The sequence below is a fragment of the Rhizobium sp. GCM10022189 genome (assembly GCF_042656325.1).
In the GTDB taxonomy this organism is placed as follows: domain Bacteria; phylum Pseudomonadota; class Alphaproteobacteria; order Rhizobiales; family Rhizobiaceae; genus Rhizobium.
The window spans coordinates 68,105-92,372 of record NZ_JBHSOR010000003.1; the positions used below are offsets into that span (position 1 = coordinate 68,105).

Annotated in this window: 14 protein-coding genes; 6 read left to right on the forward strand and 8 right to left on the reverse strand. The window is 57.1% G+C overall.

Annotated features, from left to right (window positions below; all coding sequences use genetic code 11):
• The first annotated feature begins 175 nt into the window (after positions 1-175).
• From ACFPWW_RS03915 to ACFPWW_RS03925, 3 genes are all read left to right on the forward strand, one after another.
• A complete protein-coding gene (locus tag ACFPWW_RS03915) occupies positions 176-2,101 on the forward strand; it encodes an AAA family ATPase (RefSeq protein WP_377310503.1) in 1,926 nt (641 codons plus the stop codon).
• Positions 2,098-3,144, forward strand: coding sequence for a hypothetical protein (locus ACFPWW_RS03920; protein WP_377310505.1), 1,047 nt, complete (start codon positions 2,098-2,100; stop codon positions 3,142-3,144). Before ACFPWW_RS03915 ends, ACFPWW_RS03920 begins: the two co-directional genes overlap by 4 nt.
• Positions 3,145-3,253: 109 nt before the next feature.
• Positions 3,254-4,018: a metallophosphoesterase gene (locus ACFPWW_RS03925; RefSeq protein ID WP_377310507.1), complete on the forward strand. Its 765-nt coding sequence runs from the start codon at positions 3,254-3,256 to the stop codon at positions 4,016-4,018.
• A gap of 113 nt (positions 4,019-4,131) precedes the next feature.
• Here ACFPWW_RS03925 and ACFPWW_RS03930 read toward each other — a convergent pair whose 3' ends face one another.
• Together ACFPWW_RS03930 and ACFPWW_RS03935 are read right to left on the reverse strand one after the other, a co-directional pair.
• Positions 4,132-5,844 carry a hypothetical protein gene (locus ACFPWW_RS03930; RefSeq protein WP_377310509.1) on the reverse strand — a complete coding sequence of 571 codons (1,713 nt, stop codon included), beginning with the start codon at positions 5,842-5,844 and terminating at the stop codon, positions 4,132-4,134.
• 33 nt (positions 5,845-5,877) lie between these two features.
• Positions 5,878-7,035, reverse strand: coding sequence for a dsDNA nuclease domain-containing protein (locus ACFPWW_RS03935; RefSeq protein WP_377310511.1), 1,158 nt, complete (start codon positions 7,033-7,035; stop codon positions 5,878-5,880).
• A gap of 707 nt (positions 7,036-7,742) precedes the next feature.
• Here ACFPWW_RS03935 and ACFPWW_RS03940 point away from each other — a divergent pair.
• Both ACFPWW_RS03940 and ACFPWW_RS03945 read left to right on the forward strand, forming a co-directional pair.
• Positions 7,743-8,396 carry a hypothetical protein gene (locus tag ACFPWW_RS03940; RefSeq protein ID WP_377310513.1) on the forward strand — a complete coding sequence of 218 codons (654 nt, stop codon included), beginning with the start codon at positions 7,743-7,745 and terminating at the stop codon, positions 8,394-8,396.
• A gap of 178 nt (positions 8,397-8,574) precedes the next feature.
• Positions 8,575-11,184: a UvrD-helicase domain-containing protein gene (locus ACFPWW_RS03945; RefSeq protein ID WP_377310515.1), complete on the forward strand. Its 2,610-nt coding sequence runs from the start codon at positions 8,575-8,577 to the stop codon at positions 11,182-11,184.
• A gap of 307 nt (positions 11,185-11,491) precedes the next feature.
• On the opposite strand, the gene ACFPWW_RS03950 is transcribed toward ACFPWW_RS03945, so the two are convergent.
• On the reverse strand, positions 11,492-11,635 hold the full coding sequence (locus ACFPWW_RS03950; RefSeq protein WP_377310517.1) for a hypothetical protein: 144 nt from the start codon (positions 11,633-11,635) through the stop codon (positions 11,492-11,494).
• Between the two features lie 35 nt (positions 11,636-11,670).
• Between ACFPWW_RS03950 and ACFPWW_RS03955 the strand changes: the two genes are divergently transcribed.
• Entirely contained in the window at positions 11,671-11,814 is a 144-nt protein-coding gene (locus ACFPWW_RS03955; RefSeq protein ID WP_377310518.1) for a hypothetical protein, read from the forward strand.
• Positions 11,815-11,945: 131 nt separating this feature from the next.
• Here the strand turns inward: ACFPWW_RS03955 and ACFPWW_RS03960 are convergent, their stop codons facing one another.
• The 5 genes from ACFPWW_RS03960 to ACFPWW_RS03980 all read right to left on the reverse strand — a co-directional run bounded on the left by ACFPWW_RS03960 (position 11,946) and on the right by ACFPWW_RS03980 (position 24,266).
• The gene (locus ACFPWW_RS03960) at positions 11,946-13,895 is read right to left on the reverse strand and encodes a GmrSD restriction endonuclease domain-containing protein (RefSeq protein ID WP_377310520.1); all 1,950 of its coding nucleotides are present in this window, start codon (positions 13,893-13,895) and stop codon (positions 11,946-11,948) included.
• A gap of 39 nt (positions 13,896-13,934) precedes the next feature.
• On the reverse strand, positions 13,935-16,658 hold the full coding sequence (locus ACFPWW_RS03965) for an ATP-binding domain-containing protein (RefSeq protein ID WP_377310522.1): 2,724 nt from the start codon (positions 16,656-16,658) through the stop codon (positions 13,935-13,937).
• A 152-nt stretch (positions 16,659-16,810) separates the two neighbouring features.
• Complete coding sequence (locus tag ACFPWW_RS03970; RefSeq protein WP_377310524.1) at positions 16,811-17,596, reverse strand: HNH endonuclease; 786 nt, start codon at positions 17,594-17,596, stop codon at positions 16,811-16,813.
• The gene (locus tag ACFPWW_RS03975; protein WP_377310525.1) at positions 17,593-21,480 is read right to left on the reverse strand and encodes an Eco57I restriction-modification methylase domain-containing protein; all 3,888 of its coding nucleotides are present in this window, start codon (positions 21,478-21,480) and stop codon (positions 17,593-17,595) included. The genes ACFPWW_RS03970 and ACFPWW_RS03975 overlap by 4 nt, the downstream gene beginning before the upstream one ends.
• Positions 21,480-24,266, reverse strand: coding sequence for a DEAD/DEAH box helicase (locus ACFPWW_RS03980; protein ID WP_377310527.1), 2,787 nt, complete (start codon positions 24,264-24,266; stop codon positions 21,480-21,482). The genes ACFPWW_RS03975 and ACFPWW_RS03980 overlap by 1 nt, the downstream gene beginning before the upstream one ends.
• Between the last annotated feature and the right edge of the window lie 2 nt (positions 24,267-24,268).

Below are 24,268 nucleotides of genomic sequence, written 5' to 3' on the forward strand. Positions count from 1 at the left end.
ACATGGATTTCCGATCGGTGATCGCGCGTACGGTGTCCCGTTGGCATCGGCTGGGCCCTCTGGTCGATCCGGATTGCTGGAGCGATCGCACCCAGCAAACTGCGACGATGAATCTTTCCGCGCTCAGCGCTGGGTGACCCAGCCACCGGAATTTTCGAAATTCGAGGAGATAGCAATGCCGACAACACGTTCCGGCAAACGCACACGTGTGCCTTGGAAGACGGATACGCAGGTCCGCAATACGACTGTCACGTTGCCTGTTTTCATGGCGTACTGCGGGGTCGCGGCGTCACTCCGGGCTTGGAACATATCGCAATCGAAATTCATTGTGACCCTTCGAGCCAAGGATGATTTCTACTATCCGGTCTATGCGGAAGCGGTGGAGGCTTTCGCTGCCGGCATCTGGACGTGCCGGGAGTTCACATCCTACGCCTACGAGTGGAAGGACCGGTCATTTCGCGATGAAATGGAGGCTCATAAAAACAAAAGAGCGATCTTCATCGCTCCGCCCGACTACAATCTCGACGACGACGAGAGACTGTTTTCCGACGCGCTCCTGGATTTGAAGCCACGGACGAGGCGACATGCAGAAGCTGCGCTTCGACGTGCCGGTCTGCCGCTATGTGAGCGGGACGTCGACCTGCTTCTCTCGGAGCCCTGGCCGCGATTGGTCAAGGCTTTTCAGGATCGACGTCATCCCATGCTTGCCCTGGAGAGATTGCGAACTCATTCGCGCATGCCGTCGAAACCCGCGCCAGAGGTCTCAAAATCGTTGGGACCGACACTTGCCGACATGCACGGATACGGACCTGCCCTCGAATGGGGAACCAGTCTTGCGAAGGACCTCGCCGACTACAAGGCGGGTGTTCTCCCGTGGAGCGATGTAGACAATGGGGTCTTACTTTCCGGACCTCCAGGTGTCGGAAAGACGATGTTTGTAAGCGCGCTCGCCAATTCCTGCCAGGTGCCGATCATCTACGGGTCGGTTTCGGAATGGCAGGAAGCAGGCGCGCTTGATAGTCACTTGAAAGCCATGCGGGCTTCCTTTGCCGAGGCGAGAGAGAAAGCGCCGTCTATCCTGTTCGTCGACGAGGTCGATACGTTCGGCGATCGCACGGAGACAGATCGAAACCGCGGCTATTTACGAGCCGCGATGGCGGGGTTCCTGCAGCTTCTGGATGGCTTCGATCGTCGCGAGGGCGTCGTTGTGATTGGAGCCTGCAATTATCCCGACCAACTCGATCCCGCGATCCGGCGGCCAGGGCGACTGGATCGGCAACTCGAAATTGCGCTTCCTGATGCGAGGTCACGGTTATCGATCCTGGCATTCCACAGCGGCCTCGATTTGGATCAGTCCCAGGCCGAGAAGTTCGGCATGGCGACAAATGGCCTGTCCGGTGCCGACATCGAACAACTCGTCCGGGATGCCAAGCGGGTGGCGCGGCGGCGTGTGGAAGTCCTTTCGGGAGATCACATCGTCGAGCAATTGCCGAGGGTAACGGAGCTGCCGGAGGAGTTTCTGCGCTCGCTTGCCGTTCACGAGGCAGGTCACGCTATCGTGGCATTCGAAATCGGCTACGGGCGCGTGAGCGAGGTCAGGATTTCGCGCTACAGGATCGATGGGAAACGCAGTGGACTGGGCTACGTCCAGTACGATCAAACCCGCGATAGGCCAAAGACGCCTGCCGACTATCGTAACGCGATCGCCGTGTGCCTTGGCGGCATAGCTGCCGAACTGGAACTCTTCGGATCATTTACCGACGGCGCTTCGGGCTCGGACACCGCCGACTTAAACAGAGCAACCGAGCTAGCGACAATCCTCGAGGGGGGGCTCGGCATGGGGCATACCCTCGTCGTCGAGGACCAGGTCCAGCTTGAGCGGTTGCGTACATACAATCTCGAATTTCGGAGACACGTTCACGCGGTCCTGGAAAGCGAGTTCGAGCGCGCGAAGTCCGCTGTGCGAGCCCGGCGGGCCGCTCTGGATACCATTGTCGATCGACTGATGGACGTGACGGTGATGTCAGGCGACGAAGTCTTCGAAATCATGGACAGGCATCGGCGACCGACCGTGAGTTTAGCGAAGAAGGCGGCTACGTGATGGGAAAAGCAAGGCGACCTCGCAACAGCCGAACGGTTAAATCGAAAACAGCATTGCCCGGCTCTTTGGGAGAGGTGCTCGACAGCGCTGGCTTCACATCGCTCGGACGCCGCATCGTGGTCGGTGGGCCTAAGCACGGCGATGAGGAACGGTGGCAGACCGTCGCACCGCAGCGGGCGGAGTCCGAATGTCGCTTTGATAACCGCACGACCGCCCCTGCGTGGACAGCGCCGGTCATCGAGTTTCTTTCGGACAATCTGCCCGGCGATCCCTCCGTCGCGTGGGACCACCTCTTTATCACAGCGTACGAGGTCGGTTGCGACGCGTTGGCGGCACTCGGACAGGCAAGGACGATATTTGGCGGAGCAATACCGATCGCTGAACCCGAAATACCCGAAGTCCTACCACGCTGGGATGACGTAGCGACCGCAGTCATTTGGGTCGCGGCGCAGAGCAACCTCCTCGGTTACCGTCATTTCGCAGGCTCCCGCGGACAGCCCAATCCGCTGGGGCGCTTTCGGCCAAACATCCGTGCTTCGCATGGCTGCGGTCCAGCTTACCTCGCACCGGAAGCGTTCGACGCTTTTCGATGTCTGGGGCTCATCGTCGGCGGGTGGTGGACCGAGGCTGCGGAACCGATCTTGTGGCGTGACGATCCGCCCGAATGGGCGATGGATTTCACTCGGAACGAGCGTTTCCTCGCAGCATGTAGTTCGGCGCTGGAGAGCGTTCCCGCTGATATTGCCGCCGAGATCGAAGAGATCGCATTGGTAACCGACGACGAGGTCTGCGTCCGGCATGCGCTCGAGGTGCAGCATCGAGCCCAGCCGAGAACGAAGGACGAAATCCGGGTCCTGCTGGAGGGTTTCCACCGGGATCATCTGGATGACCTCTTCTGCCGCCGATGGCGTCTACAGGACGGATGGCTTCCACCGGATGAAGTCAAACGGTCGCTCCGTTTACCTTACGACCCGCTTGCCATGGAACTGAGGCGAGCGTTCGCGGCTCGATACCTGCCTCACCATCCATTTCTTTCCAAATAGGACCTGCGTTAACTGGAAGACGCCGATGGAATTGGGATCGCCCGCACGCGAGGCCGAAAGCGCCGCTCCCCCATCTGCAGCGATGGATAGGCACGACAAGGGATAGTGAATGAGAATCTGGATCGTTTCCGATCTTCACCTGGAATTCGGATGGCCATTTACAGAGACCCCGCCGGAAAACGTCGACGTCATGGTTTGCGCCGGCGACGTACTGACGAAAGGCGTGGTGCCCAGTATCAAATGGCTCACCCAATTCGCGGCCGACATTCCGGTAGTTTTCGTCGCGGGCAACCACGAGTTCTACGGTGCTTGCTTGCAGTCAGGGATTCTGGACGCCCGTGGGGCCGCCAGAGGTCATTCAAACGTCCACTTCCTGGAAAACGACGCCATCGACATCGGCGACGTCCGGTTCATCGGCGGGACCCTATGGTCGGATTTCCGGCTTTTCGGTCGAAATCCCGGAGTCAGCATGGCTTATGCGCAAAGCGGGATGAACGACTTCAAGAAGATCAAGTATTCAAAGACCCCATATCGCAGGTTCAAGCCAATCCACGCGTATGGGAAGCACGTCGAGACCAGGGACTACATCGCATCTGAACTTCGTGCACGTACGGGTCGGAAGGCGGTAGTGGTCACGCATCACGCGCCATCTCCTCGCTCGATTTCCGCCGAGTTTCGACATGATCCGCTTTCGGCTTGCTATGCTTCGGATTTGGAAGACCTGATCTCCGAGGTCGGGCCAACGCTGTGGGTGCACGGACATGTCCATCACCGTAGCGACTACCTGGTTGGCGATACGCGCGTTGTCTCGAATGCCCGTGGTTATCCAGGGGAAAGCACAGGGTTCGATCCGAGTCTTCTTGTTGAAATCTAACATCCCCCACGGTTCCGACTCTCGGCCCGGGAGGGCTTGCAGAGCCGTTCGACGGCAAGCCTCGTTCTATTGCGCAAGGGTTCACAGCTCACGCATAATGACTACGAAGTCGCTTAGTCGGCGTCGGGGTCTTCTTTTCCAATCAACTCAGCATACATCGAGTCCTTGAACGGGCGTATGAATTTGCTCACGCTGTCGAACTCACTCGCCTTCAAGAGATGATAAGGCTCGTCGAATTTTATCACCTTGTCGAAGCGGAACGTCGTAGGCGCTTCCACAGCCAATATGATCTGCATGTCCGCGGGCAGTTTGGTGGCGATGTACTCGATCATGATTGGTAGGTTAGCGGCGTCCTGTCCTTGTTGCTGAGGGGAGTCGATCACGGCAGGCACAGAGAACGAGCCGTAATCACTCAGCGAGGTTCGCCAGAGCGCCGCATAGTACGCCAAAATAGACCTCGGCCCCCCACTGCCGGAAAGCTTGGGACGGCTGGACAACTTCATTCCCTTCGTGTCCACAGGCGGCATGTTCAGGGCCTGCAAGGCAACCGCATAGGACGTTCGAAAAATGGTGAGGATATCCTTGGACCTCCTCGTGCTAGTCAATTCTCTGAGTTGGTCAGTCAGCCTATCGATGGTGATCACAAGCGGATTGATCTTCGCTTCGAGATCGACCAATTCAGCCTCAAAGGCGGCGAACGCTGTCTCGGCCCCCATGGCCCGGACGACGTCTTCCAATAGCAGGTCGCCGCGCCGTGTCTCGAGGATCGTCGAAATCCGCGCGTATTTTTCGTCGAGTTGTCGGAGACGGGCCTTCGATGTGGCTAGGACATTGCTCGCCTTGCGAGACTCGTCTTTCAATTGAACGACCAGGCTCCGGAGCACACGAGCGTCCTCGGAATACCGCAGAATATCCATGAAGGTCTTGTCGTGCTCGGCATGGCAGATTGGACAAACCAGCACCTCGTGCGGCTCCATCTGCAGAAAGGCCGCATCGCTGTCGTAATGGGCCAGGGCCTGTTCCGCCATTTTCGTCTGCAGCGTCAGACTTTCGGCGGTTTCTCTCTCCCGAACGATCGTATTCCTGAGTTGCTCTTGCTCGATGTTCAGCGCCGTGATCTCTTCGGTCAGCCGCGCAATGTCTTGGTCGAACATCTTCGGTATCGTCTTCGGGCCATCGAGAGGCACGGTTTTGCCGAACCGCTCCTTGATGCTCTTGATGATTTTCTCCTCGCTTTTGAATTCCGCGAGTTCCTTCTGATGGACGAGCTTCTGGGAATTGAGCTCGTAGTACTCGGGCGGCTTAACGCCCGTAAAGTACTCAAGCACGGATTCGATCGGCTTTTGGTACTGCTGCAGGTTGGCGAATGTCGACCAGGCGGAGAGCCAGCTTCCGTCCTGGTTGATGTAGAACGGCAGGAAGAAAGTCCTCGCATCACCCGTCACTGACCTCAACTGCCTGTCGGTCAGAACTAAATTGAAACCGGTGAGATCGGCGAACCTGCGCCCCCAATCGGTCGCGTTGGCGGACGCAAATTCCAAATTTCCCCCGGCGCTGAAAAGCCCGCGGTGATTGTGCTGCTGGACGACGTAATAGACCACGTCGTCGACGGAAAACTCCACCAGAACCGTCGCGTCCTTGCTCCATCGATCGAGATCGCCAGTGGGAAAGGCCCCAAGCGCGATGAAGAGTGACTTAATCAGGCTCGACTTGCCCGTGTGGTTCATCCCCACCAACAACGTTTTCTTCGGGCTGAAGCTCTCCGTCCTGGCCCGCTGCTCGTTTTCGGAGAGCAGCCATATGCTTTTGAATCTGAAGTTTTTCATATGATTTTGTCCGCAGACTCCTGACGAGGCGCGCTAACTCGGGTCCACGCATTTCTCGATCGCTTTCAACAGAAAATGGGCTTGGAGATCGGCTTTCTTAGCCAACGGGAATTCCGAGCGCAAATGTGCCATGCCGCTCTCGAAAACAGGCATGAGACTAGCGCCCATCGTGTTGACGGCGAGCCACGCTTCGCAGCATGCCGAAATGTCGACATCTGCAGGCAGTGGGGTCCCGAGCAGCTTCCGACTGAATATTCCAGTAGACGCCGCGAGTATCTGCGAAATCTCCCAGAACACGAGCCCTTCTTTCGCGAGCTGGTCGAGCCATTGCCTGAGGTGGAAGTCGACGTCGGGGGTCTGCTGTAGGGCTCCGAGCGCAGCGTTCAGCTGTTCCAAGCTATAGCCGTGCCTGGACTTCATGTCTTCTATCGTCGTGGCCTTCGCTGTCTTCGCTCCGAGCGGACCGAGCTTGGCCAGCAGGCTCTCGACGAAAGACCGCGCCTGTCCGGCGTGCATGGGGCTCACACTGTCCAGGAATTTGTGGACGATCCCAATGGTATAGGTCTGGGCGTCGTCCACGGGAACGTCGACCTTCTCGAGCAGGACCTGCGACAGGTCAGATTTCGCGCTTCCTGGCTTGTGAACGGTATCGAGCGCCGCGTGGAGCAGGTCCGTGAAGTGTGCCGGGAGCTCGGAAAGCGCGATAGGGAGGGAAGTTGCCGCGTTACCGCCCGCAGCGAGCTCGAGGTCGCATCCCGCGTTCGAGATGAAGCCTCCCGAGACTTTCAAGGTCTTGAAACCAGAGAGGGCGGCGAAGAGCTTTCCGAGTGGGCTTTCGGCGAATCCGTCCAGCGGCTTCGTCTTCTTAGCTTTTGCCTTCGATTTTTTTGAAGGATCATCGGGGACATGTAGGTTCGTGAGCGACGCCCACGTCCATTCCTTGCGGTCCTTCTTTTTGACCTGAAAGACTTCGATTGTGGTGGGCGCGGTCGAAGAGTTCAGAACGGCAATATCCTGTACAGCCTCAAAGAGGAACAGGAAGTCGATGTCGCCCTTTGCCTTCAAGGCGAACATCTTCACGATCGCCCAGTTCTTTTGGAACTCGATTCCTTTCTGATTGTGAGCGCCGCCCCTTTCTGCGGTGTCGGGATCACCTAAGGCCAGCATGACCTCTTGTAACGCAGTGCTCAACTAAAAACGCCCCCCGCGAATTCGATGCAACCTACGTCCACACTCGGCCGGGGGTCAAGGAACTCCTCGTTGGTTATCGGAAGTGAGCTGTCGACACAGAGGCATCGCGCCTTGGCGCGGTCGATCTGGCTCTGCTTATGGCCGTTGCCAATGGCCGTGAGCGTGGCGGTCAGATAGGCCAGGGACAGGGACGACATCTCCTTGGACAAGCTCGAGGTCGACGCGGTCGAAGGCCTCGTCACGCGCCGTCATGGCGCGTCTCGAGGACCAGATTCTTGGTGCACGTTGCGCCGCCTGCGATCCCGACAATCGGGTCAACCGGTGGGAGATCGCGAGAAGATGGGGTGGCGACGCATTGCCGTCGGCTTGCAATGTTGCCGCTGGGTGATCCCAGGGCCAAGGTGGCAGCTGCTCGTGTCCTGCTCGGGGACGATGCTCGAGCGAACGCCGAACTGCGAGCGCCAAGCGATAGGCTCGGCTTCACGGCATCGACCTCGGCCCCGTATCCGTTGGCGGAAGGCAACGTGCAGGTCCGTGATGGCCTGCAATCTATCCATGACATTTCGTTTCTCTCCAGAGAGAATACAGAGAGAAACGTCATTCTTTTTTGCCTCATGGGCCTGTTCTAGTTTTTCATTGACATTGTCGGGGAAATCTCTATGTTTGTTCCAAACAGTATTTAGAGAGAAATGAGAAAGAGAGGAGAAATGACAAACGTCTCTGGAACAGCCGAAAAAATCAGCACCCGCGCTCATCTATTTCAAATTGCCGTTCGCGCTTTGGAAAACGAAGGATGGATGGTCGAGCGCATTAGCAGGATCGGCAAGGCGAGCGTTCGCAGGATTACAAAAGGCAAAGTATCAAAGAAGGTTTCAATTCGGACATCCCAAGACACATGGATAGCATTCCCTCGCAACAAAACTGATACCGACTGGGCAACGCTCGCTGACGTCGATTTCGTTGTCGCTTCCAGCGTCGACGACCGTGACAATCCCAAGTTTGCCCAAGTCCACATGATCGACGCGGACGACATGAGGGCGAGATATGACCGCGCCTATGCCGCGCGAAAGGCGGCTGACTATACAATGCCGGTCGGCCGGGGGATTTGGCTCTCTCTCTATGACGAGGAAAAAGACCAGCCTGTAACCCTGGTTGGGGCTGGGGCCGGATTGGCTAACCCTGCAATAGCTAAGGTGCCGATGATTGCGACCACTCTCGATGAACAGGAAGAGGATGACGTTGAATCTCAGGAGAAGGCCGAAGCAACTGAGGCTCCGCTGACTATTGCTGAAGCGAAACGCCGCTTAGCTGTCACCCTGGGGGTGTCTGAGGCCGACATCAAAATCACCATCACGGGATAATCCGCGTCGCCCGGCCAGAAAGACGGGCGTTCTGAAAGAGGCCGAATCGAGATGCTGGGTTGCAATTGAGCGAATGTTTAGCTCTCTATCCACCAGGGCTTGCAAGTGCCTTCGGTGGCAAAATAAAGATGAACTTACAAAACAATTCGTTAGGGACAAAGGCGCGAAGGGGGCGACCGTGAACGTCATTAACAAGGTTAAGAACACGGAGACTCCCGGCGCGATCAGTTATTACACCACGAAGAGGTTCGATGAGGCGCTCCACAAGGCCTTCGTGGGTGGCGCGCAGCGCCACAAAAAGGCTGTAAGGGTCAAAGCAATACTTGGCAGCCTAATGGACCCCAATCCATTTTTGGGCATATCTGTAACAAACCACGGTGAGACTCGTATCTCCAACGCCGTCAAATATGACCTCGGTGACGGCTGGAGGCTAGTCACCCAACAGACCAACAAGGTCTGTGCATTTCTGTTCGTTGGTGACCACGAAGACACCGAAAAATGGCTAAACGGACAAAAGGGGTTGAAGTTAGGCGTGCGCGATTGGCGTGCTGTTGTCATACCAGGCGCTGGCGAGGAGATTTCCCATAAGAATGGTGTCCGTGCCGAGCACCATGACACGCCGTTGGTGGATCGGTTGGACCAGGAGGGAATGGATCATGTACTCGAGGGCCTGCCCCGTAGCGTCGCCCGACGTCTTGAAGCACTCGATGCCAGATCGACGACCAAGGAACTCGAAGCGATCGTACCGGATGTCCCGGAAGACAGGCAGGAACTCGTTTATGCCGTTTTTAACCTCTTGCTTTCCGGAAACTACGAAGGAGCGCAGGATCATGTCGACTACAGCCTCGGCCGTATAAGCGGACTCGACGACGTCGACGAAGGAGAAATTCTTGAAGTCGAGGACGGAGAAGATATTCGCCGTCTGCGTATAGGTTCACCTGCATATGAAGAGTGGCTGAACTCGTTCGAAAGGCGTTCTACTTGGCAGGAATGGTTTCTCTATTTGCATCCTGAGCAGGAAAAAGTGGTCAACGCTGACTATCAGGGTAGCTCGCAGTTGTCAGGAGTTTCAGGAGCGGGCAAGACCTGCGTTGCCGTTCGTCGCGCCTTGCGCCTGGCAGAGAACGATTCTGCGCGCGTTCTCCTACTGACGTTGAACCGTAGCCTTGCAGGCCTGCTAAAACAGTTGATCGAAACCGCCTGCACAAAGTCAGAGGTGCGGGAGAGAATTGAGGTCATTTCTTTTTTCGAACTCGCACAGAAACTCCTGCACGAATTCGAACCAGAGAACGACAAGCTCTATGTCGACGTCACCTGGAAACATGATGAGCATGTGGACCTGATCTTCCGCGAGTACTATCGCCAGTGGCTGAACAATTCGACCGCCAAGGTGCTTCTGGCGTTGCACAAGTCTCTGACCGCCAGGGGCGTCAACAGCGAGATGTACGTAAGGGAAGAATTCGACTGGATCAGAAGTGCTGTCACACCCGAACAGCGTGCCTCTTACCTTAACCTGGAACGGCGCGGGCGAAAATTTCCTGTTCTTCCCGAGCGCAGGGCTGACGTTCTCAACGGTCTGTTGGGTTGGGAGCGGAAAATGCAAGACGTCGGAGTTATCGACTATCTGGGTCTGACTGCAGCCCTCGCCAAGCATCTGTCGTCTATTTCGCCTCGCTTCACACATATACTGGTCGATGAGGCACAAGACTTCGGGACCACGGAACTCAGCGTAGTCCGTCGCCTTGTGGCTTTCGGAGCAAATGACATTTTTCTATGCGGAGACATTGCCCAGACAATCTTGCCCAAGCACCGGAGTCTCGCGGAAGCCGGCATAAACTCGGTCACTCGCGAGCGGATTCAGAAGAACTACCGCAATAGCAGAGAAATTCTCAAAGCCGCGTACGAAGTTCTTCGAAAGAACCTCAGCGAGGATATGCTCGATAGCGAAGACCTCGAAATCTTAGACCCCAAATTTGCGAATTTCAGCGGATCGGTGCCGATGGCACTGGCGGCCGATAATCTGGAGGAGGAGATTGCCTATGCGCGAGCTTATGCGCAGACAGCACTCGAAAGCACCGCACGCACCGTGTGTATAGCGTTCGCTGGCTTTTCTGCGCGTGACGTAAAGGCCTATGCGGCCAATTGCAACATAACAGCTCTCGATGGCGCATATGATCCTAGTACCGACCGCTTGGTGTTTTGTGATCTGGAACAAACCAAGGGATATGAATTCGATGTATTGATCATTTTGAATTGCCGAGACGGTGTGCTGCCGCCCTTCGACGCCCCTGAGGAAGAGGCTTACCGCGCATCCTGTAAATTATATGTGGCGATGACGCGAGCAAAGCGCGAACTGATTCTGTCCTTCCATGGTTCGGCAAGTCCGTGGATCGCTGAAGTCAGCGAGACGATCGGCAGTGATCTTTGGAGCTCATTCGAGGAATTGAAGCCTGATCTGATTAAAGGCGTTCCCGATGTGCTACCGGAATTCGAACCAGATCGTGAAGTTGATGACATCGGCAAGCTGACGGGCCAACAATTTGTCTACTCATCCGCGGCGCTTCCACTTTCGGTCGAAGCGCAGGACAAACTGATCGAACTCGTGGACGGGAGAGGCATGCGTTCAGCAGGGTCCGGCCCTGGAGGCGGACGTAGGCTAAGATGGCCAACCATGCAGGACCTGCTATACGACCTGGGGGAGAACCGGAGAAGTGACACTTTGTTCGGCCCTAATGTCGCAGTCGAGCTTCGCAGCCTTGCCGCTCGCCTGAAGGGAGCTGGGCGGTAACATCTCGCTGTAACAGACCTTATTTCGGTGTCGACTCCGTGACAGGTGTGGCACTTAGTTGGCTCAACACTCTGTTGATCAATCTGTCCGAGAGGGCAATTCACATGGAATGCTTGCGCAGCGTCCGCAAACACGCGTCGACGGACGTGGGGGCAACGACAATAAGGACCACGCCAAAGGTCCGGCGATCGTGAAGCCATTGGAGAAACACTACCTAGAATCGCTGTTTGCAGCGGCGAAGGAATCTCTCGGCCGTGTTCTCGGATAAAAAGAGCAAATCGGGAGAAGATAAAACTTGGGGGCAAGGTCAATCAATGATCCGGCAGACAAATCCCTGCGCGCTGGCGATGGCGTTCGATTCAGCTTGGTCCGTAACCCCAAGAATGATCGACTGGATGCATTCAATGTGGAGCCGAGCGAACTGCCCGACAAGGACGTCAAGCTCGTGCATGGCCAGCTCCGCCGCAATCCAAGGGGTTCGCTTTCGTGGATGACGCCTTCGTCGCGCCTGCCTTGATCGATTCCGTCGACTGTACCATTGAGGGCGTGGTCGGCGTGGCCGTTTACGGAAAACATCCAAAGGAAGACAAGCGCACATGGCGCGTGATCTCCTTGAAGGCGGCGGTGTAAAGGCTTCGAGCGCCGCCCCAACTGCAGCGTCCGGCGACATGTCTATTGATGAAATTGCGAGCCGTCTTTCCCGTCTGGGCAAGATCATCAGAAGCGAAACAGCCTACCGAAAACCTCCCTCAAACTGCACCCTAGCTGGCGAGAATGTCGCTTTCGATGTATCTCTTTAAATCCGCAACACTCTGGAAGCAACGGTAACCAGCCTGGCTGGCAATGGCGATCACCTCGCCGGGTTCGTTGAGAAGCAAGGCCGCGGGCTGGCTCAATTCCTCCTGAATACCATTCGGCCAAGCAAGATCAAATACGGCCCGCTGCTCCCCGGTTGCCGCATCCGAAAAGTCAAACGAGACTATTCCATGCGGCAGGCCGTGCTCTTCCATCCAACGATTGAGAGCTTCAACCTGCTGTTCTTCCTCTTCACTGGTGATGCCACCAACGACCGGCACAGCGACAGGTACTGGCGCAGCTGCTCCCTCGAGCCAGCGCAAATCACTATGCAGGAGCTCCTCCATCCGTTTGTTGACTTCCTGCGCCAACAGTTTCTTGCGCTCATCCAGGAAGGCACGGAAGTTTTCAATTTTCCATAGCTTCGGATCATCCGGTATCCATTGCGATGCCAACGCACCCGGATGAGCCTTTTCGACCTCAGGAAAATATTCTTCTGGTAGTCGGTCGCTTATGTGGAGATTGGTGTCTTTGGTCAGGAAACAGAAATTGGCCAATGCGTTGACTTCAGCGCGCCGGAAACTCAAATCGTCGCGCTTATAGAGCTGCCCCTTAGGGAAGATATGATGCACTTCCAGCCTGCTCATTTTTCCGAGCAAGTTCGCTTTCAACGGCAGTCCGCTACCCCAATCCTTGGCCTGCCCCATCCGCGAGAGCATATACAGAACCGGGTAAAACCGCGCTCCCAGGCTCCACCCTGTAAAATGAGCTGGTTCCACACGCAACCCACCATGCCACAATCGCAGCTGCGTCAAGAGCTTGTCGAGCCCGCCTTCCGTGCCTTCTAACGCTTCAAGGTCCTGATCGATCACCGTCTCTGTCGAACCTGAGAAACGTCCCCACATTCCGGCCTGGGCGAACCAGAATAGCAGCTTGTCACGATCCCTTTCGTTCAGAGCACCGCCATGCTTGTCAAGAAATCGCACCATGACCGGCACTCCGAAACGGCCGAAGAATACCTGGTCGTGGTCGAGCCCAAGACGACTGCCGATCATGTTCAGGCAGGAATCGATATGTTTCGTTGCGCGCTTGAGAGCCGTCTCGATTTCGTCCGCTCCCTTATCGTGCAGGTAGAGGAACTTTGCCTCTCCAGTCAGGACCGTATTAACCGAGCGCAACAACCAATCGAGATTGAAGTCATAGCCGGCGGCCTGCCATTCCTTCAATCTCGCTTTCATCGTGTCTCTGGCCTCAGGCCAATCTGCGCAAATCTTCGCAAGTGCCAGATCGCCCTTCGACAGTTTGGTGCCGCCACTATTCACCCGATTGAAAATATCGACCACGACGTCCAGAGACTTGTCGGCACCGGTCACTTCTTCAATGTGCAGGTCGATATCCGTCGTGCCGAGCAATTTACTCAGGCGACCGACATAGTCGCCCACCTTGGCGGAATGCGCCGGTATCGCACTAACCCGGGCGACATATGCGCCGAGACCGGAATTTCCAGCCTTCATGAGTTCCGTGACATCGATCCACAGCGGATCGTCTTTCATCTTCACTGGCTGATAGAACCCGAAGGTCTCGGTATCCAAATGAAAATAAAGCCCGCTGAATGCCTGCGCGTTTCCATCGAAGAACTTGGGAGCCCTACCCCGCACAACGCCATAGAGAGAGGTAATGCGCTGCTGCCCATCGAGCAGAAGCTTCACAACACCACTGGCCAACGGCCCTTCGCCTCGATGAGCGGCGGTCCTGGACTCGGTGGCCCAAACGAGCAAGCCGCCGACGGGATGCCGCCGATAGAGGGAATCGAACAAGCCGCGGACCTGGTCACGATTCCAGACATAACCCCGCTGAAACTCTGGCAATGCCATGTGACCATTGTCGATGTGGTCAAGTATCGTCGAAATCCGCATTCAAAAATCCCCGGATATATTGCGTTCAGTCCGCGGCTTTCAGCCTTCCCAGCTGTCCAGGAAATGCTCGGATATCGGGATCATCTCCAGAGGAACTTCACCAGTAAAGGTAAGACCGAAATATGTAGCCGCTCGCGTTGCGCCGACGTAAAGGTACTTGTTGAACAAAGTAGGTTTCTTCTGGATGAGACTATCCATATCCATGAAGAATGCTGCCTGGAACTCCAATCCCTTAATGTGCTGAATGTCGAAGACCCTTATAGTCTTTTCACTCCCGATCGACTTGCCATCCTTGCAAGCCTCGGCCCTGTAGTTGATGTCGTGCAGCATCTTGTTGAGCTCGAGCGCCAACGGCTCGACGTCCTCCTCGCTGTTGACCAGTACAGCGATTGATGGCAGCCGATTGTCCCGAGCTTCGATTTCTCCAATACGCGCCCGAAGCCAACGAGCTTTCCCCTCGACGGTACTAAGCCCCTCTCCCCATACCGGAGCAATCCCATCGATGTCATTGAAGTCCGGCAGGCTCACTTCCTGGTTTGCTCCATCAAGCGCAGTGACAGCACTTGCGAGCTCAACCAGCTTGCGTGTTTGGCGATAAGATATCGATACGGACCGTCGCTCGAAGCTTTTGCTGATCCAATCGAAATCGCGGTCGGAGGTTATTCCCCACTCCGTCAAACGCTGGTTGAAGTCACCACATACGAAGAAGGAGTGCAGGTTCGGATGTGCAAGCTCGTGCATGAGAGCAAGTTGGATGAGAGAGAAGTCGGTGACTTCGTCGACCAGAATTTGATTGCGGTAGAGCGTCTTGATGTCAGCTAAGATGCCGCGGCTCGGTGGCTCGGCATCCGGGATACGAGCGACGTTGCTGCTGACTTCCGCGCCGACCCGCATCGTCGCCAACATCAGCACATCGAGCTCTTGCCAAGATATCACCGATGCGGACGATGGAGCCTGTGTGTACCAAGCCCTTGACGAGGCTTCCTCGGCGCGGAAGCTCCTGAACTTCGTAATGATCGAGCGCATGATGAGACGGTCAGGCCGCATGAACTTGCGCAGCCGGCGTTGCGACCGCGCAATCTGCGCAAGTTGTTTCATCTGTTCGTCATTTGGAAGGCGTTCGTCGCCCAACCAGGCAGCAAGCTTGCCAGCGTAGCTTTTGGGACCGGGTTTCTTGCCGTTTGACCGCGCGTTGGCAAGTGTTCGAAGGAGCTGCGCATAGCGCGCGTAAGCCGCTTGGACAGTCTGCGACGTGGGATGCGAGGGTTCTTCGTCCTCATCACCATCGAAAATCTCGTCAGTATCCTCGTCCTCCGGCTCCTCTTGCTGACCGCGGCGAAGGTCCGCGGAAACCTTGCCGAACTTGTCGAGGAAGTGCTGATCTGACAACAGAATGCTTCTGAGTAGCGCATCCGAAACTTTTGCGAACGCTTTCTGCAGACTGGAGACGGTCTGTTCCAATTCGTCTCGAATCCGCGCCAAATCCACGATCACCCGAGCGTCCAACCCACTTCTCTGCGTGGTGAGAATGCCCGAGACCTTCGTCCCCACTGGGGCGACCGAGGAATCGGGAGAGCGAGCGAGCGCATCAGCTTCGGATGCGAGGTCTGCACCCAAGGCATCCCAGAAATATGAGAGGAATGCATCATACCAGGCAGCATCCCCCGATGATCCGCACCGGTCAGCCAGATAATCCGGCTTTTCCTTTGCCAGCACAAACAGGCCCTTGCGATTGGTGGTGTTCAAGAGGCCGAGATAGTCGCGCGCCACCTCGACCCGATACTGGCTCCATGTCTTGATGTTCTCTTCGGATGCCGGCACGCCTTCCCGCGCGAAGTTCTCCTTCACGTACTGCTTGAGCAACTCCGTCGGTGAAAACAGCATCCAGCTCCTTGGATGGTCGGCAAGGTCGCCAACCCGCTGAATTGCCGCGCGCTCCGTCTCTGAGAGCACGTCTTCGCTGAGATCGACTTTCTGGCCCAGCCTGCGGATCAGTGTCGTGGTCTTGCCTGTTCCGGGCGGACCGGAGAGGAACAGTCTCCGATTGATCGGCATACGGAAGATTTCATCCTGGTATTCGTCGACGATGCGCTGCTGGCGCAACGTGACGCCGTCGACCTCGGGGCGAACAATGCCTGAGATAACAAGGGAGTCCTGCTCCGCTGTCGCAAGAATTCGGGCCAGGATGTCTTCCTGTTCCTGAGCGGGCTGAGTACCGGATGTGCTGCTCTTGAGATAGCGCAGCAGCGAGGGGATCGTGCGAGTATCATCCCGCAGGATGATCTGGCTGTTTATCGAGTCCCATTCCTTCGCGTGCTTCTCCGGGTAGAGCTTGGTAACGGCCGTAATCAGAACATCGTGTTCGCGCCCATCGACCTTGAGTGTGTACTCAGCGCCCGGCTTTTTCGATGCAATGCTTCCGACCGGGGAATTGAGGCTGGCAACACGCGGCCCGCCAAGTCCCGCTGGTGGCGCGACCGGTGCGATGAATATCGCGTCGCGCTTGCCATCTTCGTCCTCGTAATCGACGCGAGCTAGAATAGGCTCCTTGCGAAGTCGCTCAAGTGAAGCCGTGGTTTCACGGCGTACTTTCGCGTATTCCTTGACCTGGTTGGGCGTATTGAAGGCATGAACCACAGCGAACTGTCCACCCGCCTCAGGTATCGATGCTTCAGGTTCGGCTTCGACCTTGCCCGCTATTTTCTGCATGCAGTCGAGAGATGTCCTCGCCGCATTTTCTATGATCGGCCTGCTTTCTTCCATCCTAAGCTGTTCCCCCCGACGCGTAATAAGCGCCTAAATTTTTTGCATGTTTCCAGAAAACAGCGTGATCTGTAAACAGGCTTGATTCACTTTCTGGAACAGCAAAAGGTTGCGTCATCAACAATGGTCGCCCATGCCATGGGATCAGCCTGTCAATCGGCCCGCCAGCGACGAAGCCGGTGCCAGGCGAGGTTTTCCCGATGGGCGGGCGTCAGCGAGAGCGGTGGGGCAGTAGAAAGGGAAAGCTCTTCGGCGGCGATGTCAGACAGTGCGGGGGAAGCAATGGGCTTGCCGTCGTCGCCAAAGCTGATCAGGCCGGCATCGAACGCGGCATCCCAGAGAGAGGACAGCAATATGCCATTGTGCACATCGAGGCGCAGGGCATCGGATGAGCATTCCGCCCAAGGAATGATGTGCGAGGCGCGGAGGAGTTCGCGGTCGATGATGCCGGTTAGCGGGCACGCGCCGTTCCAATAGTCCATGAGCGCATCCCGGAAGATGTTTTGGCCGATCCGAATGCGAGTGACCGCTTCCGCCTCGGTTTCCCCCAGCTCGGATGTCTCCTCGTGAAACCGCTCGAGTGGAAGCGTGGGGAGGCTCATCGAAAGTCGGTAGACCTGGCTGACCCCGGCATAGAGCTGTTCGAGATCGGTGAATAGGAAGGCCGCGGAATGTCCCTTGGCGCATGGTATGGCCTGATCAAAGCCGCGCCCGATCATTTCCCGCGCGGCACCTGCGTGTTGCACAGACAGGAAGAATGGTCCGGCCTCCGACACCGCTGCCAAGGCGATTTCGCCCGGCGCAGACGCCGAGCGGAAAAATATCCACCCGGCCGCCTGCTCAGGCCCGATGCGATAACCCTGATCAAAGGCTGCGTCCCGAAGGTTAGACTCCGTTACGATGGGGATAATCCAAAGGCGCTGGTTGACGTCGGTCATTTCGCTACCAGACGATCGTAGGCCCCAAGTATTAGGTGGCTTGTGCGATATTCATCAAATCGTCGAATTTCAGTGTTTTTCAATACACGGAAAGTTTCCGTGGGATAGTCTGGGCCCATGACCTCGGCCGGATCGAGAATATAGCGTAGTTCGTCACGGGTCAGGCCGTACTTAATGGCGTAAAACGCATCCAACTCGCACTGCATTCGATGACGCGTCCCAGCAGACCAACTAACCGTACTTTCGCCTTGGTCAAGATCAGACGAGAAGCATTTTAGCGCCTCTGTCGTGGATACAAGCTTCGCACAACGCTGCCTGATGAAGTCAAGTTCCTCTGCAGAATAGCAGTATGGCGGAAGCACTGGGAATTGCTCAATAAAATAGAAACTCATGTTGATGCCGCCGACTTTTTGACGGACTACAAAATCATGCACGAGAGAATTCAGATTGCATAGCAACGCCGCCATAAGGATTGGTGACTGGCCGGAAGTGAGAAGAAAAATGCTATCGCCGATTCCAACCCTCGGAAGGATGGAGGATATCATTGTGCGCTCGTCGGTCGCGCGAGCATTTCTTCGCCAGCCCACCAGCCAATTTCGAGTCCAACCCTTTACCGCAAGCCTACCTTCAACTTCCTCTTCTGGAACCCAGTAACGCGGGGTAACTTCGAAGTCAGGATTCTGTTTGTCGATATCTGTTACATCGATGGTCTCCGTTCCCTGGTAGCTAGCCCAACGATGATCAAACTGATGTATCATCTTAGCCTCGTATAGCGGAACGTAACGTTTATTGGCTTGCCTCCAATTGGTTCCGTCCCGCGTGAAGCCAGCCTTGGCCAAATCAGCAGCGGTTTGAAATAAGCCACTATCAGAGGTCATATTGAACAGCCCCTGTCGAAACTCGATACCCCAAGGGTTTCCGTCGGCACCCTTGCTCTGGTCGATCAGCACCGGCACGCGGCCATAAATCTTCGCAGTCAATTCCGCGTCGCGCTTTGATCGGAATACCGGTGCAGTCTTGGTGTTGGGGTTGATCCGGGCAATCTGCTCCGGCGAGAGGCGGAAGCGCCGTCTTTCATCGTCCATCTGCGACGGGTTAGTGAGGAAAAAGGAAAACTCCGCCGACATCACGCCCGCGCCGATGGTCAACAGACAGAACTTCATGCGGCTGTCGACTGCGGCGAACAGCTTTTCTCTATTCTCGAAATCTATCAAACCAGCTAGTCGCTGTGTTTCGACCAGATGTCCGAAGAACGGTGCCGTCGTCGCATCCGTCGCAATGCCGGTTGGGACAATGATGCCGGCTCGACCGCTCTTCTTGTTTGCCAAGCGAAGAAAATGCTCGGCAAAAAGCGCATAGGTGTTGACCTTCCCGCGTGCGGTCAGATCAAATCGGCCAGACTCCCGCGAAAACTCGTTGACAGCCTCGAATGTGCGCTTAGCCCGCTCGTAGGATCGATGGAGTTCCGGGTTTGCCCTTGTCAGTTCAGCAATGGCCCTCTTTCGAGCGGCACCGGCCAGCGCGGCGATATCGGCGTCGCGGGTGGCGAAGTACTCTTCTTCCGAGAGCTGCATAACTTCCCAGGGTGGATTGCCGATGACGACATCAAAGCCACCGGCAGCCATGATATCGGCGAACTCCAGCGGCCAATGGAAGGCGTAGGCACTGCCGCCGAGATCAATTGCGGTTGCGGTCAGTTGAGGGTTGCCCTGCCCGCCGGCAAGCGCGGTTCGGACATCGAGCGTCGTTGGCACCAGATCGAGTTCCTTCGACGTCGTCATGGCCGACTTGCGGAACTGCTTTGGTCGTAGAAAAGCGGCAATGTACAGATCACTGGCGGTCTTCTTTGCCCACCAGCCTTTGCCACGATGAAGCGCTGCAAAGGCCTCCGCCTTGGCCCGCAATTGCGCCGGCGTTTCCTCGCTCATCTCGTGCAGCTTCTTCGCGGCGGCAGCGAGATCGGTGGCATCTGCATGGCCGAACAGATCACAGTTCCTCGAGTCGCGCTGTTGCTTGTTGACCTTGCCGGCAACTTTTGCGGCTTCCTTTTCATCTCCGGTCAGCGGCTTGTAAGCCGCATCCGGAATTCCTTTTTCCAAGACCTTGAGATCGAAGATTCCAAGCAGGCTGTCGCCGCAGCGAATATTGGCATCGAGGAATCCGAGCGGTTTGCCGGGTTCGACCGTCTCGATCCACAGCGCCACCTTGGTCAGCTCTACGGCCATGGGATTGCGGTCGACGCCGTAGATCGAATTGCGCACGACATCGCGCATGGCGGCGTTGTAATCCGGCGCATCCGGGTTCCTGCTTTGCGCCACGCGCGTCGCCATGCGTCGCGCGGCACCTAGCAGAAAGTGACCCGAGCCGCAGGCCGGATCAATGACGGTAAGATTGAGGATAGCGTCTGCGCCGCCTTCGGCCTCTGCCTTGTCGAGCACGGGATCGAGGGTCGTGTCGAGCAGCGCCTGAACGAGGGTATCCGGCGTGTAGTAGGAACCCGAAACCTTCCTCGAATTGCCCTTGGTCTCCGCGCCGCCGGCGAACGCGAAGGTACGTCCCTGGTTCTCGCGGATTGGCACGAGTTCGAGCAGGCTCTCATAGACCGAGCCTAGCTCCTCGGTCGCTATGTCGCGCCAGTTGATGCGCACACGCTGGCCGTCATCGACCAGATAGCTCAGCCGGAAGACCGCGGCCAGAAACGCCTTGTTCGGGAGCTTCAGAGCATTGATGTCGCGCGTCAATTCCGGTGCGAACAGGCCGCCAAGCGACGGCAAGCCGAGCAGCTTTTCACCACGTTCGAGCGCGGAGAACACAACCTGCATGCCTTCCCAGGCGTCATGATGATGGTCATGGGCGGTGCGCCTCGCGGAGCGCTCACGAAGATAGTCAAAGCCATAGGCGCTCTGGTAGAGACCTCGTACGTGGGCTGAAGCCTGTCGGGGATGCAGAAGATCGCGATCCTCGGCGACCGCAAGGAAGATGAGCCGATACACTACCCGGAGCAATTGCTCGAACCAGATGTTGATCTGGACTTCGTTGTTATCCAGCCGGGTACGAAATTCCGGATTAGCGTCCAGGAAGCCTTGACCGAGTGCGACCAGGGCATCCTCAACGTTTCCACGCAGACGATCACGGGCGGCCGTGCCAGCCTGCTGACCGGCGACCCGCCAACGTTCGAGCGGGCAATTTTCCGGAGCTGCGTCTTCTGCGCCGAAGCGCGTTGCATGAATGAGCAACCAGAGTGCGGTAAAGTCCGCGAACATCTCATCGCGGAAGATCGCCCCAAGGTCGGCTTCGATGAAGGCTTGCCGGGTGATCGAGGCATTGTCGCGCATCAGTCTCAGGCGATCACCAGCAAAGCACAGGCCCCAAAGGACCCTGTCGTTGGCGTTCAACCAGTCCTGCAAAAGAACGACGGGAGAGCGGCGGGCGATCGTGCCGCCGTTGTTATCGCCTAGTTCGGGCAGCGACTTGGTGAAGGCATCCGCATCTGGCAAAGGAGCGGCAACAACGATCGGCACGCGTCCATTTTTCGCTTCGAATGTAATGCGGTAGTCATGCTCCTCGAGATGATGCCGGCGCGGCCCGATGAGCTTGTCGAAACCGAAACCCTGTTCCAGGAGTGCACGGACAAACTCTGCCGTCTGGACGCTGTTGGGCCGCTCGATCCGGGCAAAACCTTGCCAATGGGCCTGTGCTATGCGGAAGTAGCGGGTAATTTCGTCGCGGAGGCTTGTGCCCTTGGGGCACCCGTAATCCTGCGCAGCCTTCTGGTCCGGCGTGGTGGCAGCGACAAGCGCAACCTGCGCCGGCGAGATGAGACCGCCCTCTATGCTGATTGCCGACAGGCCGATATCGCTCGATCTTCTGGCGTGACGCGCCATTATGCCCCCTCCGGCAACAGTACATAGATGCCAATAACGTCGGCCGGCATGACCGCCTGAACCTCGACCGTCGCACCGCCGCGCGCCGCTTCGGTCAACCGCAAATGGTCTTCTGAAAGGACGTCGGCCCGCAAGCGGGCAAATCCCTCGATGGCAGGTTCATAGATTGCATATCGCTCGAGTGCCCTCGTGATCTGTCGCTGGATGGCCATCTGATCGAGGTTGCCCGATGCTTCATGCTCAAGGAGAGCGAGTGCGCCCGAACCAGTGAGCGAAGCAACGAGTTCCGTTCCGGGAAATGCAATACCGGTCGCTTCCTCTGCGAGCAGGAGTCGGTTGGCTTTGCTACTGGTGACGAGCTTGAAGCGGAGGCGCAACACCAGAACGGTCGTCATTTCCGTAACCGCATTCGTTCGCCATGCGCCGGCACGCCCTAATGGCGTGAAGGTCGCAGAGCGTGGGTCCAATGCGCCCTCGGTCATCCCCTCCGCGAGGGCCGCGACAAGGGGATGGGCGCGGCCAACCAACATCGTTTCGGGCTCGGGTTCGTCTGTGAAACCGACGCGACGGGTGCCGCGGATACCACGGAGTTCCAGTCGCTCGCGAAGGCGGTCGGGCAGCTTGTGGAAATGGACTTGCGGCACTTTGCCGGTTCGGTCGATCGGCGAGCCAATTCGCTTGAGAGCGCGGTCGGCGAAACGGGCAACCTCCTGCGGCCCTCCGTTCAACGCTCGCATCTTCGACCACTCCGGAATGACCTCATCAGGCTTCAGGGCACCTTGTGCATAGCGCGCCCGGCTGGCTTTGGCATTCTCTTCGGCATCACGCCATTTGGCTTCGAACCGGTTGACGGAGGAACCGAAATCGAAATTGTACTGAGTGCGGGGCGTCTTGGACCGCAACAGGAGTGCCTGCATCAATGCCGCGGTCAGCCCGTCGCTGTCCTCCGGCATCGGTACCGCGATACCTGTCGCCTTTTGGATCGCGTCCGCCTTTTTCTTGATAACTTGGAGTACCGCACCGTCGATCGCGCTGTTCTCGCCAAACACAGTAATCGAGATGACTTCCTTCGATCTCTGGCCATAACGATCGACACGCCCTTCCCGTTGCTGATGACGGGTTGGGTTCCAGGAAAGGTCATAGTGGATGACGGAATTGAACAGGCTCTGTAGGTTGATGCCTTCCGACAAGCAATCCGTCGCGACGAGAATGCGTTTCTCGTGCTCTTCCATGGAATCGACGCGGGCGCGTCGCTCTTCCGGCGGAAGGATACCCGTTACCACCTCAACACGATGAGACGGGAACAACTTCCGCAACTCCTCGCCGACGGCCTCGGCGGTGGCAATGAAGCGGCAGAAAACTACAGGCTTTGCTCCCTCGGGTAGAATTTGCTTCAGGATAGCCTTGATGTGGCTGATCTTCGGATCACGGTCACGCTTGTTGTCCAGCGCATCTGCTAAGCCGATCAACTCGTGGAGAGCTCTCGTTTCCTCATTGTCGGCGTCGGGCGTGCCCGGCTCGATATCGCTCTCATCAATCAATCCGTCAGTTTCATCGAAGACGACCGGCTCGATCGCCTCCGCATCTGAAATGCCTGATAACCTGTTGCGGAGAGCATTGGCAGCAGCCGCAGGCGACGAGCCAACGCATCGCATCAGCGCCAGCGTTCCCCAAAAAGCAAGCCGACGCCGCCCCTGGTCCTCGCCCGCACGGTTGGTCACCGCCATGCAATAATCGAGAACCTTTTCTTGAAAATCCGCAAAATCGCCCGCAAGCGTGTAGGCGAGATCGGTCTTCTTGTGCTTTGCGAACGCGCGCTGCTCGTTCCAGCCCCCCTCCATAATATCGGGCCGTCGGCGTTGAACGTAGTGCTGAGCAAGCCGACGTCGGTATCGCTCCTGGGCATTGGCGTCGTGTGCCGAGGGACGATTTGCGAAATCATTGTCGACGAGACTCAGCAAGCGATCGAACGCATCCTCGTCCCCGCTGTGCGGTGTCGCGGTCAACAGCAAAAGCTGTCGGTCATCGCTTGAGGCGAGACGCTGCAACAGTTCGTAGCGTTGGTGTCTGCCCTTTTCTCCGCCGACACAGGTGTGCGCCTCGTCGACAATCACCATGTTCGGGCAGGCTCGCGCAAAATCATCACGGCGACCATCCGCCTTGATGTAATCAAGGCTGACGACCGTGAAGGGGTAAGCCTCAAACAGGCTCTGCGAGGCCGGCAAACCCCGTTCGAGGCTGCGGGCGCGAGCTGAGGTGACTGCCACAGCATCGATATCGAACTTTTCGGCAAGCTCGGAGACCCATTGTTCGACGAGATGCGGAGGGCAAATGACGGTGAAACGATCGATTGTTCCGCGATCCAGGAGCTCGCGTACGATCAGACCGGCTTCGATGGTTTTGCCTATACCCACGTCGTCGGCGATCAGGAGACGAACCGTGGGTAACTTGAGTGCCATCATAAGTGGGACGAGCTGATAGGCACGTGGCTCAACTCCTAGATGGGCGGCGCTTCGGAACGGACCGGCCCCGCGTCGTAAGGATAGCCTCAATGCATCCGCGAGGAGCCTGGCTCCATCTTGAGTATCGATTCGATCGTTGCCCGGGAGGGCGAACGTCGCCGGTTTGACGGGCTCTCGCTCAAGGGCGAGGACAAGACGCTGTGTATCTTCCTCTGACCCGAGCAGCGGGCGGACGTTGAGAATGCCCTCATCCGGAGAAGGAAGCACAACCCATTCCCTTCCACGGGCTTCGACGAGGTCGCCCGGAGCAAATCGAACAGTCATGA